This is a genomic window from Flavobacterium sp. 102 (assembly GCF_003634615.1).
Classification (GTDB): domain Bacteria; phylum Bacteroidota; class Bacteroidia; order Flavobacteriales; family Flavobacteriaceae; genus Flavobacterium.
This window is the reverse complement of the sequence record NZ_RBKX01000001.1, coordinates 1154486-1170910: the sequence shown is the minus strand read 5'-3', so window position 1 is coordinate 1170910 and position 16425 is coordinate 1154486. Positions and strand designations below refer to the sequence as shown.

At 36.3% G+C, this 16425-nt stretch carries 16 protein-coding genes; 3 read left to right on the top strand and 13 right to left on the bottom strand.

Annotated elements, in window-relative coordinates; all coding sequences use genetic code 11:
- Positions 1 to 5: 5 nt before the first annotated feature.
- The 9 genes from C8C84_RS05245 to C8C84_RS05205 form a co-directional block, all read right to left on the bottom strand.
- Positions 6 to 566, bottom strand: a complete 561-nt coding sequence (locus tag C8C84_RS05245; RefSeq protein ID WP_121312536.1) for a ferritin-like domain-containing protein — start codon at positions 564 to 566, stop codon at positions 6 to 8.
- The gene (locus tag C8C84_RS05240) at positions 567 to 1625 is read right to left on the bottom strand and encodes an NAD(P)/FAD-dependent oxidoreductase (protein WP_121312535.1); all 1059 of its coding nucleotides are present in this window, start codon (positions 1623 to 1625) and stop codon (positions 567 to 569) included.
- Between the two features lie 243 nt (positions 1626 to 1868).
- Entirely contained in the window at positions 1869 to 2108 is a 240-nt protein-coding gene (locus C8C84_RS05235) for a NifU family protein (protein WP_121312534.1), read from the bottom strand.
- A 91-nt stretch (positions 2109 to 2199) separates the two neighbouring features.
- A complete protein-coding gene (locus tag C8C84_RS05230; protein ID WP_121312533.1) occupies positions 2200 to 3336 on the bottom strand; it encodes an Mrp/NBP35 family ATP-binding protein in 1137 nt (378 codons plus the stop codon).
- A 127-nt stretch (positions 3337 to 3463) separates the two neighbouring features.
- Positions 3464 to 4765 (bottom strand): TolC family protein, encoded by a 1302-nt coding sequence (locus C8C84_RS05225; protein WP_121312532.1) that lies wholly within the window; start codon positions 4763 to 4765, stop codon positions 3464 to 3466.
- The gene (locus tag C8C84_RS05220; RefSeq protein WP_121312531.1) at positions 4758 to 7190 is read right to left on the bottom strand and encodes an ABC transporter permease; all 2433 of its coding nucleotides are present in this window, start codon (positions 7188 to 7190) and stop codon (positions 4758 to 4760) included. The genes C8C84_RS05225 and C8C84_RS05220 overlap by 8 nt, the downstream gene beginning before the upstream one ends.
- A gap of 36 nt (positions 7191 to 7226) precedes the next feature.
- Entirely contained in the window at positions 7227 to 8012 is a 786-nt protein-coding gene (locus tag C8C84_RS05215) for a head GIN domain-containing protein (RefSeq protein WP_121312530.1), read from the bottom strand.
- 26 nt (positions 8013 to 8038) lie between these two features.
- Positions 8039 to 8740 carry an ABC transporter ATP-binding protein gene (locus C8C84_RS05210; RefSeq protein ID WP_121312529.1) on the bottom strand — a complete coding sequence of 234 codons (702 nt, stop codon included), beginning with the start codon at positions 8738 to 8740 and terminating at the stop codon, positions 8039 to 8041.
- 18 nt (positions 8741 to 8758) lie between these two features.
- Positions 8759 to 10054 (bottom strand): efflux RND transporter periplasmic adaptor subunit, encoded by a 1296-nt coding sequence (locus C8C84_RS05205; RefSeq protein ID WP_370453639.1) that lies wholly within the window; start codon positions 10052 to 10054, stop codon positions 8759 to 8761.
- A 169-nt stretch (positions 10055 to 10223) separates the two neighbouring features.
- Between C8C84_RS05205 and C8C84_RS05200 the strand changes: the two genes are divergently transcribed.
- Together C8C84_RS05200 and C8C84_RS05195 are read left to right on the top strand one after the other, a co-directional pair.
- Positions 10224 to 11570 carry a sigma-54 dependent transcriptional regulator gene (locus C8C84_RS05200; protein WP_121312528.1) on the top strand — a complete coding sequence of 449 codons (1347 nt, stop codon included), beginning with the start codon at positions 10224 to 10226 and terminating at the stop codon, positions 11568 to 11570.
- On the top strand, positions 11570 to 12901 hold the full coding sequence (locus C8C84_RS05195) for a PAS domain-containing sensor histidine kinase (protein WP_121312527.1): 1332 nt from the start codon (positions 11570 to 11572) through the stop codon (positions 12899 to 12901). Before C8C84_RS05200 ends, C8C84_RS05195 begins: the two co-directional genes overlap by 1 nt.
- A 3-nt stretch (positions 12902 to 12904) precedes the next feature.
- Here the strand turns inward: C8C84_RS05195 and C8C84_RS05190 are convergent, their stop codons facing one another.
- Genes C8C84_RS05190 through trmB form a run of 4 tightly spaced genes read right to left on the bottom strand, consistent with a single transcriptional unit; the run spans position 12905 to position 15482 of the window.
- Positions 12905 to 13831 (bottom strand): hypothetical protein, encoded by a 927-nt coding sequence (locus tag C8C84_RS05190; RefSeq protein ID WP_147406814.1) that lies wholly within the window; start codon positions 13829 to 13831, stop codon positions 12905 to 12907.
- Between the two features lie 20 nt (positions 13832 to 13851).
- Positions 13852 to 14181 carry an MGMT family protein gene (locus C8C84_RS05185; RefSeq protein ID WP_199717194.1) on the bottom strand — a complete coding sequence of 110 codons (330 nt, stop codon included), beginning with the start codon at positions 14179 to 14181 and terminating at the stop codon, positions 13852 to 13854.
- On the bottom strand, positions 14181 to 14807 hold the full coding sequence (locus tag C8C84_RS05180; RefSeq protein ID WP_121312524.1) for a lysine transporter LysE: 627 nt from the start codon (positions 14805 to 14807) through the stop codon (positions 14181 to 14183). Before C8C84_RS05180 ends, C8C84_RS05185 begins: the two co-directional genes overlap by 1 nt.
- Positions 14808 to 15482 carry a tRNA (guanosine(46)-N7)-methyltransferase TrmB gene (trmB, locus tag C8C84_RS05175; protein ID WP_121314974.1) on the bottom strand — a complete coding sequence of 225 codons (675 nt, stop codon included), beginning with the start codon at positions 15480 to 15482 and terminating at the stop codon, positions 14808 to 14810.
- Positions 15483 to 15600: 118 nt separating this feature from the next.
- Here trmB and C8C84_RS05170 point away from each other — a divergent pair, with 118 nt between their 5' ends.
- Positions 15601 to 16422, top strand: coding sequence for a UDP-2,3-diacylglucosamine diphosphatase (locus C8C84_RS05170; RefSeq protein WP_121314973.1), 822 nt, complete (start codon positions 15601 to 15603; stop codon positions 16420 to 16422).
- Positions 16423 to 16425: the final 3 nt, after the last annotated feature.

Sequence of the window (16425 nt, the reverse complement as noted above, 5' to 3'; positions counted from 1 at the left end):
TCAATTTATTTTTTGCAATATTGGTTGGATTGTTCCACCGGGTATTTTTTGTCTAAATCAATATCGTTAAAACCTTTGCCGGTTCCCCATGAAAAAAGCTTTTCAAAAAAAGGAAGCAGTTTACTGTCTTTTATTTTGTCCAGAAAATAAATTTCGTGTTCTTTCTCTTTGATGCCCATTTCGTACAACGCTTGGTCGTATTTGGTAATCCCTAACGAATTAAAAAAATGCATCATTCGGAAATACTCGCAAACGTTACCGCTTTCCAATCTTCCGGCAAAATAGAATGGCATAAACCAACCGATAACATAACAACTGCCCGAAATCACTTTGCCAATCACATGAAATTTAAATTCATACCATTTGGAAATGGAAATGTCAAAATCGTTCATGATTTCCAGCACTTCTTTTCTATGATTCCACTCGTCAATTTCAATTTGGTGAATGGCGGCTTTTTGCACTTTATCTTTTACTGAACCGGCATGACCTTGATAGGCGAAAGCAGCTGCTTTTTCGGCAGAATAAGCTTTTTTTAACAGGTCTACTAATTCAGGATGGTTTAGCATTTAGTCTATCGATTTTACTACCGCTTTTTCGGCTTCTTTCCGTGTTCCGTCAAAACCATCAATCCCGGAAACTGTGGTGTATTTCAATACATATTTTTTGCCCGGATTTACTCTTTGGTAAACACTTTGGCACATCAAAGTCGCTTCGTGGAAACCACAAAGAATCAACTTCAATTTGCCCGGATAAATATTGACATCACCGATAGCGTAAATACCTTCGATATTGGTTTGATAGTCTAAAGCGTTGTTCACTTTAATCGCATTCTTCTCGATTTCTAATCCCCAATTGGCGATAGGCCCTAGTTTTGGCGTCAACCCAAAAAGCGGAATAAAATAATCGGTCACGACATTCATGCGAGCGCCGTTAACTTCAATATCTACAGATTCGATTCGTTCTGAACCTTTGAATCCGACAACCTCTCCGGGAGTAATTAACTTTATTTTTCCTGCCGATTTCAATTCTTGCACTTTTTCAACAGAGTCTAAAGCGCCGCGAAATTCATTTCTTCGGTGTACCAAAGTCACTGAAGACGCTACATCAGAAAGGAAAATACTCCAATCCAAGGCAGAATCGCCACCACCGGAAATCACGATGTTTTTTCCTCGGTATTTTTCAGGATCTTTGACGAAGTAATCCACGCCACGATCTTCTTTTTCGTAAAATTCTATGTCTTTCAGAATTGGTTTTCTTGGTTCAAATGTTCCCAAGCCACCGGCAATCGCAATCGCTTTAGCTTTATGCTTAGTACCTTCATTAGTGGTTACAATAAAACTTCCGTCTTCTAGTTTTTCAATGGTTTCGGCGGTTTGTCCTAAGGTAAATCCGGGTTGGAATTGTTTGATTTGCTCCATTAAATTGGTCACCAAATCACCCGCCAATACTTCCGGATAACCGGGAATATCGTAAATGGGTTTTTTGGGATACAATTCTGCTAATTGTCCTCCGGGTTGTGGCAAAGCGTCAATTATGTGGCATTTTAATTTTAATAATCCTGCTTCGAAAACAGTAAAAAGTCCTGTTGGACCGGCACCGATTATTAGTATATCTGTTTCAATCATTTTTTGAGGTTCTGAGGTTCTAAGGTTCAAAGGCGCTAAGGTCTTTAAACCGGAACTTTTATTTTATGATTTTTGTCATGTTCAGCACGAATGCGTTAGGGATAGAAGTGGAAATCCTTTTTAGGATTGCCCTGAAGCGTAGCGAGAGGGAAATCATGAAAAGATTGCAACGAATAGCCCGACCCCGATAGACAAAAACAAGTTTGTAGAACGTAGTTTTTACTAATCGTGGGTAACGCCCAACTAAGCTACGTTCTCCACTGTTTCTATTTGTGGTGCGTATTTTTTAATCGTTGTTTCCACACCGGCTTTCATCGTGCTGATGCTCAAACTGCAAGAAGTACAAGCGCCCTGAAGACGCACTTTCACATGTTTATCATCCTCGATGGAAACCAAACTAATATCGCCGCCATCGGAATTCAGAAACGGTCTGATTTCGGCGAGTGCTTTTTCGATGTTTAAAATCAATTCTTCGTTTGTCATAATTTAGACATTTTAGATTTTCAGATGGTTAGACATTTTAGAGGGTTAGATTTTTCCTAAGAAGTCTAACCCTCTAAAATATCTAAGCAGTCTATTTTTTATTTACTGCCGAACATCCGGCCATCGTTGTGATTTTGATTGCTTCGGTTGGTGGTAAATCATTATTTCGGTTTACCGTTTCCTGCACTACATTTCTGGTGATTTCTTCAAAAACTTTTTCAATTACAGAAGCCGTTTGCAACGCTGCCGGACGACCGTAATCTCCAGCTTCTCGAATGCTTTGTACCAATGGCACTTCGCCAAGAAATGGTACTTGCAAATCTTCCGCCAGGTTTTTAGCGCCTTCTTTTCCGAAAATATAATACTTGTTGTTTGGCAATTCTTCCGGTGTGAAGTATGCCATGTTTTCTATAATTCCCAATACCGGAACGTTGATGCTGTCTGATAGAAACATCGACACACCTTTTTTCGCATCTGCTAAAGCTACGGCTTGCGGTGTACTAACGACAACAGCGCCGGTAATTGGCAAAGATTGCATAATTGACAAGTGAATATCTCCTGTTCCCGGAGGTAAATCGATTAGCATGAAATCTAATTGACCCCAATCAGCATCAAAAATCATTTGGTTCAACGCTTTCGAAGCCATTGGTCCACGCCAAATTACGGCCTGACTTGGAGAAGTAAAGAATCCGATGGAAAGCAATTTGATTTCGTAGCTTTCGATTGGTTTCATTTTGGATTTCCCGTTCACTTCAATCGAGATTGGTTTTTCGTTTTCCACGTCGAACATAATCGGCATTGATGGTCCGTAAATATCGGCGTCAAGGATTCCAACTTTGAAACCCATTTTGGCTAAAGTCACGGCTAAATTTGCAGTAACGGTTGATTTTCCAACGCCGCCTTTTCCTGAAGCTACCGCAATAATATTGCTGATACCCGGAATGGCTTTGCCTTTGATCTCATTAGGATTTTGTGTTGGCGTTTCCACTTTGATATTAACTTTTACGTCAGCATCCGGAGAGAATTTTTCGTGGATTAATTTCTTAATATCGTCCTCGGCACGTTTTTTAATGTGCATCGCAGGCGTTGAGATTACTAAATCAACTACGACTTCGTTGCCAAAAGTGATTACGTTTTTTACCGCGCCGCTTTCGACCATATTTTTTCCTTCGCCTGCAATAGTAATGGTTTCTAAAGCCGCTAAGATTTCTTTTCTATCTAGTTTCATTCGAATTATAATTATGCTTTCAGTTGCGTTTATTTAAACTGAATTTAGATTGCAAAGATAATACGAAATGTTTGGAAACAATCGTTAAAGAATTGAAAATATTGATGGAAAGATAAGCAAATAACGTTTACAGTACATTTCCTTGAATGAGGCTTATTTTAAGCGCAATGTATTGTTGTTGGAGCTCATTTTTAAGCAAATCATACTCGGTGGAAAGCCATTGATTTTTCACTGCCGAAAAGACTACGGCATCGATAGTTCCCGAAGTAAATTTGGCCTGCGAAGTTCGGAAAGAAGCCTCGGCAAAGGTTTTCATTTGCTGTAGTTTGGCATACAATTGCGCGTAATTGTTTTTGTTTTGGTTCTCGATATCGATTTGGTTTTTGACTTTTAGCTTTTCTTGTTCAATGACAAATTTGGATTTTTCGGATTCGATTTTGGTTGCAGAAACTCTTTTATTATTCCGGAAACCGTTGAAAACAGGCACATTTAGTTGAATGCCGACTTGGTGATTTTTGTTATCACTGATTTGTTTGTTGAAATTATCCACAATAACATCCGGCTGATTTAGCGGTTTGTAGTAGAAAGTAGAAAAACCGTAATAAGTGGTCAAACTCGGCAAATTATTGGCTCTTTCGAGTTTGGTTTCTTTTTGACTGCTTTGGTAATTGAGTTCGGCAAACTTGATTTTCGGATTGGAAATTGCCGTTGTTTCAGCTAGATTATTGGTTCCGATAAAGTTATCTAAAACGACCTCAGCCACCGAAATGTTTTCCACATTCATCAACTGAAAAAGTTGTGTTTTTTGAAGTACCGATAACTGTTCGGTTTCCATTATTTTCATTTCCTCTTGGGCAAAACTGAGTTGCATGTCGTATAAATCGCTTTTGGGTTTACTCCCAATGCTGACTTCCTTTTGCACTCGATCTAAATTGAACTGCGAGTTTTTGAATTGCTCTTTTTGAATCTTTAATAATTCCTGAGTAAACAATGCTTGATAATAGCTTTCAAGGATTTGGAGTTGGTATTCGTTTTCAATGACGGCTAATTGGGCTTTTGATTTTTCGATATCAATTTTAGTTTTTTGCGCCGTAGCGAAAGCTTTGAAATCGATTAAATTCATTTGGGCATTCAAATAGAAATTATCGTTTTGGATATTGGAACTCACTCTTCCGTTGGTTGACGGATCGATGGTTGAACCAAAATTATAGCTCTGATTTCCGGTAAACGAAACCGATGGCAACATTTGGTTTACCAAAGAATTGTGTTCTTTCTGCGCCTTTTTGACACTGAGTTGCTGTAGCTTAATTTCAATGGAATTCTTCATCGCTTCGGCAATGCATTTCTGCAATGGCCAGGAATTATCCTGACCAAATACAGAAGGGCAAAACGTATAAAGTAAAACGATTAAAAAAGCTTTTTTATTCATATTTCAAGTATTTCAAAACGTCTAATCTTGTGGCTTGATAAGCTCGGGAAAGCACAACTATCAAGGTTAAAATCAATAAAACAATAAATCCAACAACAAACGGAATAAAACTGATTTCTATTCGGTAAGCGAAATTTTCCAACCATTTATTAAGCAAATAATACACCGGAAATAAAGCGATTGCAAAACCTATCAGACAGAAAATGATATATTGCTTGGACAGTTCTTTGAGCAAAACAGCTGTTTCGGCACCTAATGTTTTTCGGATAGCGATTTCTTTCATTCTTCGTTGGATTGAATAAGAGGCTAAGGCAAACAATCCAAAAAGAGCAATCAGAATGACGATAAAATTCAATAGCGAAAAAAGGTTTCTCTGCTTTACATAAGTTTCAAATGTTCGTGCGAAGGCTTTATCCACAAAATCATATTCAAAAGGATATTCATTATCTACATTTTTTAACCAAAATTTTTCAATATCGGCAATAGTTTGTTCCATGTTTTCACCGTTTACTTTGACATGAATTCTACTGGCATTTCCCAACATCCAATCGATAGTTTTAAAATGAAAGAAAACCATCGGTGGCACTTCAGATTGAGGACTGAAAAGATTGAAATCTTTGACTACTCCAACAATCTTTAACTTCTTCCCATTCCATTCAACTTCCTTCCCTATTGGATTTTTCTCCTTCATCATTTTTAAAGTTGTTTCATTGACCAACATTGCATTAATGGTGTCAGAAGCAAACTTGTCGGAGAGATATCTTCCTTCTTTTAGTTGTATTTTCATCATTTCGAGCATCCCGAAATCAATACCCATATTTTGCCCTTGAATGGTTACCTCATTGTATTCAAAACTAGACGAAGAACTTGAATCACCTCCGAAAGAAAACGAGCCAGTGGAAACCTGTTCAACACCTTTTATTTTTGACACTTCATTTTTGATGGTATAATATCGACTGAATAATTTTTTCATATAATCTTTTTCTCTCCAGTCATAGGTGTTTCTATATCTAACCGAAAGTACTTGTTCTCCTTTAAAACCTAAATCTTTGGTGTTCAAATGTTGAACTTGCTGGTAAACAATGTAAGATCCGATGATAAAAAAAGTAGCAATAGAAAACTGTAGAATCAACATACCATTGCGCAACCAAACGCCGCTTTTACTTCTGCCAAAATTACCTTTCAACACTTTTAATGTTTCAAAATTGGCGACATAAAACGCCGGAAAAACACCGGCTACTGCTATAGTAAAGAAAAATATCCCTATCAATTGAAGGTAAAACTGTTCGCCGTGAATGATTAATTTTTTATTTAAAAACTCGTTGTAATAAGGCAAAGACAACTCAACGATAACTAAAGCTAACAATATTGAAAACAGCGTTATTAAAGTAGTTTCGAATATAAACTGTTTGATAATGTTAACTTTTGAAGCACCTAAAATTTTTCGAACCCCAACTTCCTTGGCTCTTTTGATAGCATTGGCAGTAGCCAAATTGATATAATTTACGATAGATAAAATCAAAATTAAAATTGACAATCCAACCATAATTAATAGGAATTGATAATTGCCTCTTCCTTCGGCATAACCGTCAACAACGGAATGTAATCGAGCGTTCGCCAATGGTTCTAAAATTATCCCTGTACTTTCACTTCCATTTTTTTTGATCCATTCTTCTAAGGTAATCCCTTCATCTTTGGCCCATTTTACGGCTCTGTTTTCAAACAAAATCTTTTCCATACGGGAAATAACCTTGTCTTTGTCTGCTGGATTTTTAAATTTCAAAAGCAAGCCATGATTGAAATTGCCCCAATGATTTGCATTCTCTTTTAATTTCGGTTCGATAAGATTAGTAACTGCCATTGGTGCCATCGAGGATTTTCCCGGAATAGTGTAAACACCTCTGACAACTAGAGTTCTGCCGGAGTAACGAACTTCTTTTCCCATAGGATCATCGGAACCAAAAAGTCGTGCCGCGGCATCCTCAGAAATAGCAATAGCGTTATTGTCTTTAAGAGCCGTTTTTGCTGATCCTTTTGAGAAATTGAAAGGAAAAAACTCAAAAAAAGTATTCTGCGCATCTGTAATTCTTAAAATTTCCTTTTTGCTTTTGTACTGTACAATCTCCTCATAATACCAATTTTCAAGGTAACAATACGCTTCTAACTCAGGAAAAGATTTTTTAAAATAGGGTTCAAATGCCGCAACATTGCTAGCCCAAACCATATCTTTTGAAACCTGACTAATCGATTGAAAGACTGTATCTTTTTCCGGATTCCAGTCGTTATAACTTTGTTCGTCATTCCAATATAGTATCGCAAAAATTAATCCTGCGATTCCGATACTCAATCCCAAAACATTTAAAGCTGTGAAAAGCTTGTTGTTTTTGATTTGGAATAAAAATATATGCAACCAATTTTTAATCATGATTATGTTCGTTTTTTGATGATGATTTGATGATGATTATCTTTTATTCACAGAACCCGATGAACTTTTTTCTACATTTACCTGTGATGGATTGCCGTAATAATTGATATCGGCACTCGACGAAGCTTTTGCTTCCAGCGATTTTGAAGCATATACATTAATGTCAGCCGAACTACTGGCCGTTGCCAAAACTTCTTCTGCCAACAATTTATCAGTATTACAAGTTGAGGAACTGCTCGATTTAATGTTAAGCTGGATTGTTTTTCCGTTAAGGTCAACATCTGCCGAACTACTGGTTTCTACTGCTACAGTTTTAGCTTCGACTTCACCTTTAAAATCCCCGCTGGAAGAAGCATCAATCGATATACTATTGCAATTAAATTTGCCCGAAACACTTCCCGATGAACTTACTGCAATGTCAACTTGGTTGGCGGAATTTGTGTTTTCCATTTTAATATTGGCCGAAGAACTGGCCTTTATTGATTGCAAAGACGGACCGGAAACAAAAACTTTTAACGTCTTAAAATTTACATTGTTGTTGTAATTTTTTTTCTTTCTTTTATTGTTACTGTTATTCTCTGAATAAGTATCAATAAAAATTTTTAGTATTCCACCTTCAACTTCTGTTTTGATAAACTTCATTTTTTCGTTGTCATCGGTTTCAACTTTTATACTATTGGTGGTAGAAACGGTATAAAACACGGCTATGCCTTGAGAGGCTTTTAACTTTGAAAATTCGGCTACAGTTCGACTTTCCGATACTTGGGCAAAGGCCATTAAACTCAATAAAAATGCGGTTGTGGTTGCGATTACTTTTGACATGATTTTTTTATTTTAAGATTATTATTTTAAGATACGAGAACATCTACATTTCTATTATTGGTTTTTTCCGAAAGGATCATTCCGTCTTTCATAAAAATGGTTCTTTGGGAAAAAGAAGCATCATAATCAGAATGCGTTACCATCAAAATAGTCGAGCCGTTAGCGTGCAAATCAGTTAATAGTTCCATTACTTCATTGCCGTTTTTACTGTCCAAATTTCCGGTAGGTTCATCGGCCAAAATAATTTTCGGATCATTGATTAGCGCTCTGGCTACAGCTACTCTTTGTTGCTGTCCGCCCGAAAGTTGCTGCGGATAATGTTTCAATCGATGTGATATGCCTAGTCGTTCTGCTATTTCTTCAACTTTTTTCTTTCTTTCTGAGGCAGCAATATTATTGTAAATCAACGGCAATTCAATGTTGTCAAAAACCGAAAGTTCATCAATCAAGTTAAAATTTTGGAAGATGAAACCAATGTTTTGCTTTCTGATTTTAGATTTTTCCTGTTCTTTAACACCAATCATTTCCCGATTAAGGAGTTGATAATTACCCGATGTTGCGCTGTCTAAAAGCCCAACCAGATTTAAAAGCGTCGATTTCCCGCTTCCTGATGAACCCATAATGGTGACAAATTCGCCTTGATTGATTGTGATTGAAACTTCGCTGAGCGCTTTGGTCTCTACTTCTTCGGTTCTGTAAACTTTAGAAAGATTTTTGATTTGTATCATAGTATTCGTTTTTTGATTTTATTCAATATTTAATATTTCCGCTTCCAAATAATCTTTATAAGAGGAAGTGATGACTTTTTCCCCGGGTTTCAACCCTTTGCCGATTTTGTAATACAATGGATTTTCTCCTTCAATTTCTATATTTCTTCTTTCTGCTTTATTTCCATTGACTACAAATATCCATTTCCCTGAGGTTTCCTGATAAAAACTGCCTTTGGAAAGCACTATTGATTTTGCTTTTTCGGATAAAATCAATCGCACGGCAAAACTCAATCCTTGCTGTAAATCTAAATTTTCCGTGCTTGTAAAATTCAGCTCCACTTGAAATTTTCCGCCTTTGATTTCCGGAATGACTTTAGCAATTAAAACTTCTACTGCTTTTCCGTTAAAATCGACAGTTCCTTTTTGACCTTGGGTTACTTTTGGCAAATAAAATTCATCTACGTCAGCCAATAATTTATAGCCTTTCATCACATCGATTTTTCCCAACGTTTGTCCTTGTTGGTAGGTTTGTCCCAAAACCGGTTCAAACGATGACAATCTTCCCGAAAGTGGCGCAATCACTAAGAAATTTTTTTTGTTGGTTCTCAAAACACCCAAGCTTTTTTCCATAATGCCAATCGACTGATTGAGTTGCCCAATTTGAATTTGATTGGCTTGCTTTTCTTTGGTGACACTTTGTTTGATAATGTTCATGCGTTCTTTTTGAAAGCGAAAATTTTCTTGTGTTTTCTCCCATTCGTTTTTGGCTAAAATTTCTTGGTCGAATAACTTCTTGTTCAAATCATATAAGTTTTTCGCATCCTGATAATCGTGTTCAATAGCGATTAAATCTTTGGCCAAATTCAGTTCTTGATTGCGTAAATCCAGTTTGGCTTTGTTCAAATTATTGATTTGTTCGATGATGGCCGTTTCCTGTTGCATGTAATTCAGTTCCGTATTCGGATTGTATAATCTTGCCAACGGTTGTCCTTCAATGACCCTATCGCCATTGCTGACAAAAATTTCCTGAACCGAACCACCTTCGACTATATTCACCAACATCGAATTCATTGGTTCTACTCGCGCTTGAAACACCATAAAATCCTCAAAGAAATCCTCTTCCACGGTTTTGATGCTTATCTCGCTTTTCTTTACGTTAAAACTTCTTTTTTTGGTAATCATAGAAAAAGCACCGTAACCCAAAATCACAATTGCCAAAACTGCGATGGTCAGATACTTTTTTTTGTTATTTTTACGATTGATGACAGTGTCCATTTTAATTACTTTGGCAGGTGTAATAGCAATTTTGTGCCAAAGTTTTAAAAATAACAACTATCTGATTTTATGAATATTACAAACCAATCTAAATTTCAAGTGTTCACTATCGAACACCATTTGTACGAAACCGAACAGTGATGAAATCGCCTCGAAAGTAAACTAGAAATAAAAAATACGGAAAAACGATTACATATTCCAATAAAAAAGCAAGTATTAGCTCCACATGAAAAAAACGAACGCCAACATATTAGTTATCGACGATCAGGAAGACATTCTTTTTGCGGCAAAAATGCTTTTGAAAAAACATTTCGAAACCATTTTTACACTCAACAACCCTAAAAATGTACTTCGATTGTTAGCAGAAAACGAAATTGACGTCGTGCTTTTAGACATGAATTACCGCATTGGATTTGAAGATGGTCGCGAAGGTTTGTATTTTTTAAAAGAGATTAAAACGCTTTCGCCTAAAACCATTGTCATTCTAATGACGGCTTTCGGGAAAGTAGAAACTGCTGTCGAAGGTTTGAAAAATGGTGCTTTCGACTATGTTTTGAAACCTTGGGAAAACGAAAAGTTAGTTGAAACCGTAAAACAAGCCGTTGAAGAATCGAGGAAAACCAAAAAGAAAACCGACAAAGAACCAATTATGGATTCGTTTTTTATTGGCGATTCTATGAGTATAAAAAAAGCCTATGCTTTGGGTGAAAAAGTAGCCAAAACCGATGCGAATGTCTTGGTTTTAGGCGAAAACGGAACCGGAAAATTTGTGATGGCGCAATACATTCACCAACAATCTGAACGAAAAAACAATGCTTTTGTTCATGTAGATTTGGGTTCATTAAACGATAATATTTTTGAAAGCGAGCTTTTTGGTTATGCCAAAGGCGCTTTTACCGATGCTAAAAACGACACTGCCGGAAGATTCGAAAATGCACAAAACGGCACTATTTTCTTAGACGAAATCGGGAATGTTCCTTTGCATTTGCAATCGAAATTATTGCAAGTCATTCAAACCAAAACCGTCACGCGTTTGGGCGAATCAAAACCTCGTCCGTTAAATGTTAGAATTATCACGGCTACGAATCTAAATTTGAAGGATGAAGTAACTCAGAAGAATTTTCGTGAAGATTTGTATTATCGCATCAACACTATGGAAATCACGTTACCTTCGCTTAGAGATCGAAAGGAAGACAAAGTCGCATTGGCCCAATTTCTTTTGGGAAAAATCATTGCAAAATATGACCGAAACGAAATTATTTTCAGCGAAAAAGCATTGGAACAAATTGAAAAACACGCTTGGAACGGCAACATTCGCGAAATGGAAAACCGAATTGAGCGAGCCGTAATTCTATGTGAAAACAATACGATTTCGGCTTCCGATTTGGATTTGGAACAGGTTACTTTTTACGAAAATCGCGAGGACATTCCGCTTTCGGGTGTGGAGAAAAATACGATTGAAAAAGTGTTAGCGAAACACCAATACAACATCAGCAAATCGGCGGACGAACTCGGTTTGTCGCGTGCTGCTTTGTACCGTCGAATGGAAAAATACAACATCAGCAATTCCTAATGTTCAAAAACCAAAAGATATATCATTTGCTGTTTTTTAGGCTGATACTGATTTTAAGCAGTGTTGGTTTGAGTGTTTTTCTTTTTTCTCGTGCGTTGGTTTATACCGGTTTATTTTCTGCTTTTATTTCGTTTTTATTCTTGGTGGAAATGTTTCTTTTTTTACGCAATGCATTTTTGCTTTACGACCGAACGATTGCTTCGATTTTACAAAATGATTTCTCTTCAGATTTTTCCAAACACAAATCGTATCACAATTATTCCAGTCTTTTTCAGTTGTATGGAAAACTCAAAGAAAAACAGCACGAGCAGCTTTCGAGAGACATTATATATCGTTCCATTTTAAACAATATCGAAACAGGAATTATCATTCTGCAAAAGGAAAATAGCGATTGGAACATCTTTTTAATGAACGATTATTTTTCGAAACATTTTGCCGTTCCGAAAGTTTCTAAATGGCATTATTTGAAAAACCAATTGCCATCGCTTTGCGAAATAATTGAAGCACAAGGCTTTCAGGAAATGAAGCATTCGTTGCAAATCAGAGTCAACAAACAAGACACGCAAACCTTCATCATTCAGACTTCCGCAACGAAAACCTTTGATCAAGAATACTATATTATTTTACTCGACAGCATTCAAAAAGTTGTGGAGAAAAAAGAAAAAGAAGCTTGGGTCAATTTGATGAAAGTCATTTCGCATGAGTTATTAAATTCGTTGACGCCTATTCGTTCGCTTTCTCAAAATCTGAATGAATTGGTCCAACAGGATAACCTTTCGGCAGAAGATTTGGAAGACATCAAACAAAGTGTTGCGACGATGCACAACCGCAGCAATCACTTGCAGGAATTTGTAGAAAGTTATCGAAAACTGGCCATGTTGCCTTCGCCTAAAAAAGAAAAAACAGAATTATCGGAATTGGTTGAAAACTGTATAAAAATCATGCAGCCGTTGTTTAAAAAAGAAAACATTACAGTGACCAATGCGATTAATTTTAAACGATGGATAATGGTTGACAGTAACCAAATGGAGCAAGTTTTTATCAATTTACTGACCAACAGCATGTATGCTTTGGAAGAGAAAGCAATCAAAGAAATTACCATCAGTGCCGAAGTCAAGGAAAAACGTATTTACCTCATCATCACTGACACCGGAACCGGAATTGATGCCGAAATTGAAGATAAAGTTTTTCTTCCGTTCTTCACTACCAGAAAAGACGGCGCGGGAATTGGCTTGACTTTATCCAAAAATATTATTGAAGCGCATGGCGGTTATTTGGCCTTTGAAAATGGAGAAAACGGGACAAAGTTTACGGTTTGTTTGTTGGAGTAATAATTAAGGATCAACATGCCAGTTTATCATTTGGTTAGAATCATAATCTAAAAAATCCAAATTTTTGGAAATTTCAAAAGGCACCGGTATAAGGGAATTTGATAAATTTCTATTATAATATATTACATAAGGCTTATTATCAAATTGAGATTTATGAATATAACCTGTAAATTCGTTAGAATAATAGATGTTCTTTTTGTTCGCGAATTTGACTCTCAATTTGGTTTTAAAATCCCCGTGATATTTTATGATTGAACTTCCCATATATTTTTTGGAAAACAATAACGGACTTGGGCTTGGAATACAACTAGCAATACCTAATCTTTTTATAAATTCAATAGGTTTCCATTTTCCGTCACTGTCTTTCGCTTCCTGAATCATGAATGTCCCTGTCACCGCATTGTTTCTTGAATTATTGTAAATCAACACAGGGTAACATTCAACAAAATTATCTTCCAACTTTTTAATATTGGTACGATAGGAAGCCATAAGCTTTTCTTCTGATTCTTCAGAATAAAGAGTAGACTTATTCCATTTTGGATAATAATAGTTTTTGTAGTGAATGCTTTTCCTACTTATAGTGTAAGTTGTATCTACTATAACTTTTAAATCCATCCGCGGAATGACTGTATCTTTTGCAAATGGAAGCTTTATATAATTTTCATTCAACGCCCAACCACCATAAATGGGTCTTTTTTCTTTTTTTATATCGATTACCTTTTCATAAGGTTGATAAATGTGGGTTGTATCATCTGTGCCATTTGTAAAATTCCAACCAAACATATTAGGTCGAACGCCTAACATTTCTTTGGTATTCACTTGGATAACATCGTCTTGCTCAGAAACTAAAAATTGCGGATATGGGCTTTGCTCCTTTTTTGAACAAAAAGAAAACAATAGAACAAAGAATATGCACAAAAGTTTTTTCATAAACTGCCTACTGCTACTGATTACTGCTGACTAATTTCAGGTTGCCAAAAATGCTTCTCAAAATCTACAATTTGATTATCAACAACTATAATCCCTTCGTTTTCGAGTAGTTGTTGCATTAAATTGGTTCCTTCAAAATGGTGTTTTCCGGAAAGCACTCCGATTCTATTCACCACCCTATGTGCCGGAACATCATCTCTACCGTGACAAGCATTCATTGCCCAACCAACCATTCGAGCGGAACGTGCTGTGCCTAATGCTCTGGCAATCGCGCCATAAGAAGTGACTTTCCCTTCCGGAATTTGGCGTGCAATCGCGTAGACTCTTTCGAAAAAATTATCTTCCATGATTAATGATACAGCAATTTGATCAACGTAACTACAGCCATAAAAGTTGTGACAGAACCAATGACGATGTTAATGTTTTGCATCAAGAATTCGGTCTTTTTTTCAATCTTTTTGAAGGCAACGATATAGAGGTAAAAAACACTAAACGAGCCCAAAACTACTCCAATCACAAAAGAAGAAACCGGAATTTTATCAAAACTAAAATAACCTGCTGCGGCCAAACCCATACTGGCAAAAACGTAGAACGGAATGGGAAGCAAGTTTAACATGGACAACAACATCCCAAAAAAGAAACGATTGGATTTTCCTTTGACCGTTTTATGGGCTTTTATCTTTTTAGGCTTTTTGGCTATCCAAAAAAAATAAATACTCAAACCGGAGAAAATGAAGATGCCGATTTCTTGTAAAGTAGCGACAATTTCATCATGATTGCTGATGAATCGGGCAAACATCACAGCGATAAAAGTTTGGAAAAAAACTACAGTACCAGCACCGGCAGCAAAGCTAATGGCTTCTATTTTACTCTCTTGCAAACTGATTTTCGCCGCCGTCATATTGATTAAACCCGGAAGTATAACCGCTAAAAACGAAATGCAAAAACCCAACACAAGAGGCAAAATAAAGGTCATCTATTTGATTTTGAAACGAATATACGTAATTGCTTTGTTGATTTCCAAATATTGTTTTTCGTAAAACGTTTGGATACCGATAACTTCTTCCGGTGCGCCTTCGTTTTTGTAGACATTATGGTTGGCATACAAAACTTCATGTCCTTCGCCGTGTAGTAATCCAAGAGTATAACCGTGCATAAATTCGCTGTCGGTTTTAAGATTTACAACGCCATCCGGTTTTAAAATTCTTTGGTACAATTTCAAGAACTCACTGTTGGTCATTCGGTGCTTGGTGCGTTTGTATTTGATTTGCGGATCGGGGAAAGTAATCCAAATTTCGGACACTTCATGCGTGGCAAAAATATCTTCGATTAATTCGATTTGCGTACGAACAAAAGCCACATTGTGCAGGCCTTCATCCACCGCTGTTTTTGCGCCACGCCAAAATCTCGCGCCTTTGATATCGATGCCGACAAAGTTTTTGTCCGGATATTTTTCGGCTAAACCAACAGAATATTCGCCTTTACCACAACCTAATTCGATGATGATAGGATTGTCGTTTTTGAAAAAATCACTATTCCATTTCCCTTTTAACGGAAATTCTCCGCCTACTACTTCTTCTCTCGTTGGTTGGAAAACATTTTGAAAAGTTTCGTTTTCCTTAAATCGTTTTAATTTATTCTTACTGCCCACAAACTTTAAATTTTTTGGTAAAATTAAGGAAATAAAAATCAGTACAAATAAAGTTTTGATAATGTTTAAGTAACCTAATTGTTTCAGCAAAATCCTTTCTTTGAAAAACTTATTTATTTTGAAAAAAAGAAAAGTAGAAGTTGTTGTTATTTCGGATGTTCACTTAGGAACTTATGGCTGCCATGCCAAGGAATTATTGGCCTATTTATCTTCTGTCAAACCTAAAATATTGATTCTAAACGGAGACATTATTGACATTTGGCAATTTAGAAAATCTTACTTTCCGGCTTCACATTTAAAGGTGATTAAGAAAATTATTTCGTTGAGTTCCAAAGGCACCAAAATCTATTATTTAACCGGAAACCATGATGAATTCTTGAGAAAATTTACCGATTTGCATCTTGGTAACATGAGTTTACTCAACAAATTGGTTTTAGATTTAGATGGCAAAAAAGCTTGGTTTTTCCATGGAGATGTCTTTGATGCGTCAATCAATCATGCTAAATGGTTGGCAAAACTTGGCGGTTGGGGTTATGACATGCTGATTTTAATCAATCGTTTTTTAAATTGGATTTTGGCTAAATTCAATAAAGAACCTTATTCGTTATCCAAAAAAATAAAGGACAACGTTAAATCGGCAGTGAAGTTTATCACAAATTTTGAAAATGTTTGTACCGAATTGGCGATAGAAAATCATTATGATTATGTAATTTGCGGACACATACATGAACCTAAGATTTCATCGGTGGAAAACGAAAAAGGAAAAACAACCTATCTGAATTCGGGCGATTGGATTGAAAATTTGGCCGCTTTGGAATACAATAATAAAAAATGGAAATTGTATAAACACAACCCAAATGATTCGTTTTTAGAAGACGAACCTCATTTTGAATACGAAGACAAATTGGCTGAACAATTTATCAGCATTTTGAATAAATAATTA

Coding starts and splice junctions, on each gene's coding strand:
- C8C84_RS05245 (WP_121312536.1), bottom strand. CDS start 566: ATGCTAAACCATCCTGAATTAGTAGACCTGTTAAAAAAAGCTTATTCT.
- C8C84_RS05240 (WP_121312535.1), bottom strand. CDS start 1,625: ATGATTGAAACAGATATACTAATAATCGGTGCCGGTCCAACAGGACTT.
- C8C84_RS05235 (WP_121312534.1), bottom strand. CDS start 2,108: ATGACAAACGAAGAATTGATTTTAAACATCGAAAAAGCACTCGCCGAA.
- C8C84_RS05230 (WP_121312533.1), bottom strand. CDS start 3,336: ATGAAACTAGATAGAAAAGAAATCTTAGCGGCTTTAGAAACCATTACT.
- C8C84_RS05225 (WP_121312532.1), bottom strand. CDS start 4,765: ATGAATAAAAAAGCTTTTTTAATCGTTTTACTTTATACGTTTTGCCCT.
- C8C84_RS05220 (WP_121312531.1), bottom strand. CDS start 7,190: ATGATTAAAAATTGGTTGCATATATTTTTATTCCAAATCAAAAACAAC.
- C8C84_RS05215 (WP_121312530.1), bottom strand. CDS start 8,012: ATGTCAAAAGTAATCGCAACCACAACCGCATTTTTATTGAGTTTAATG.
- C8C84_RS05210 (WP_121312529.1), bottom strand. CDS start 8,740: ATGATACAAATCAAAAATCTTTCTAAAGTTTACAGAACCGAAGAAGTA.
- C8C84_RS05200 (WP_121312528.1), top strand. CDS start 10,224: ATGAAAAAAACGAACGCCAACATATTAGTTATCGACGATCAGGAAGAC.
- C8C84_RS05195 (WP_121312527.1), top strand. CDS start 11,570: ATGTTCAAAAACCAAAAGATATATCATTTGCTGTTTTTTAGGCTGATA.
- C8C84_RS05190 (WP_147406814.1), bottom strand. CDS start 13,831: ATGAAAAAACTTTTGTGCATATTCTTTGTTCTATTGTTTTCTTTTTGT.
- C8C84_RS05180 (WP_121312524.1), bottom strand. CDS start 14,807: ATGACCTTTATTTTGCCTCTTGTGTTGGGTTTTTGCATTTCGTTTTTA.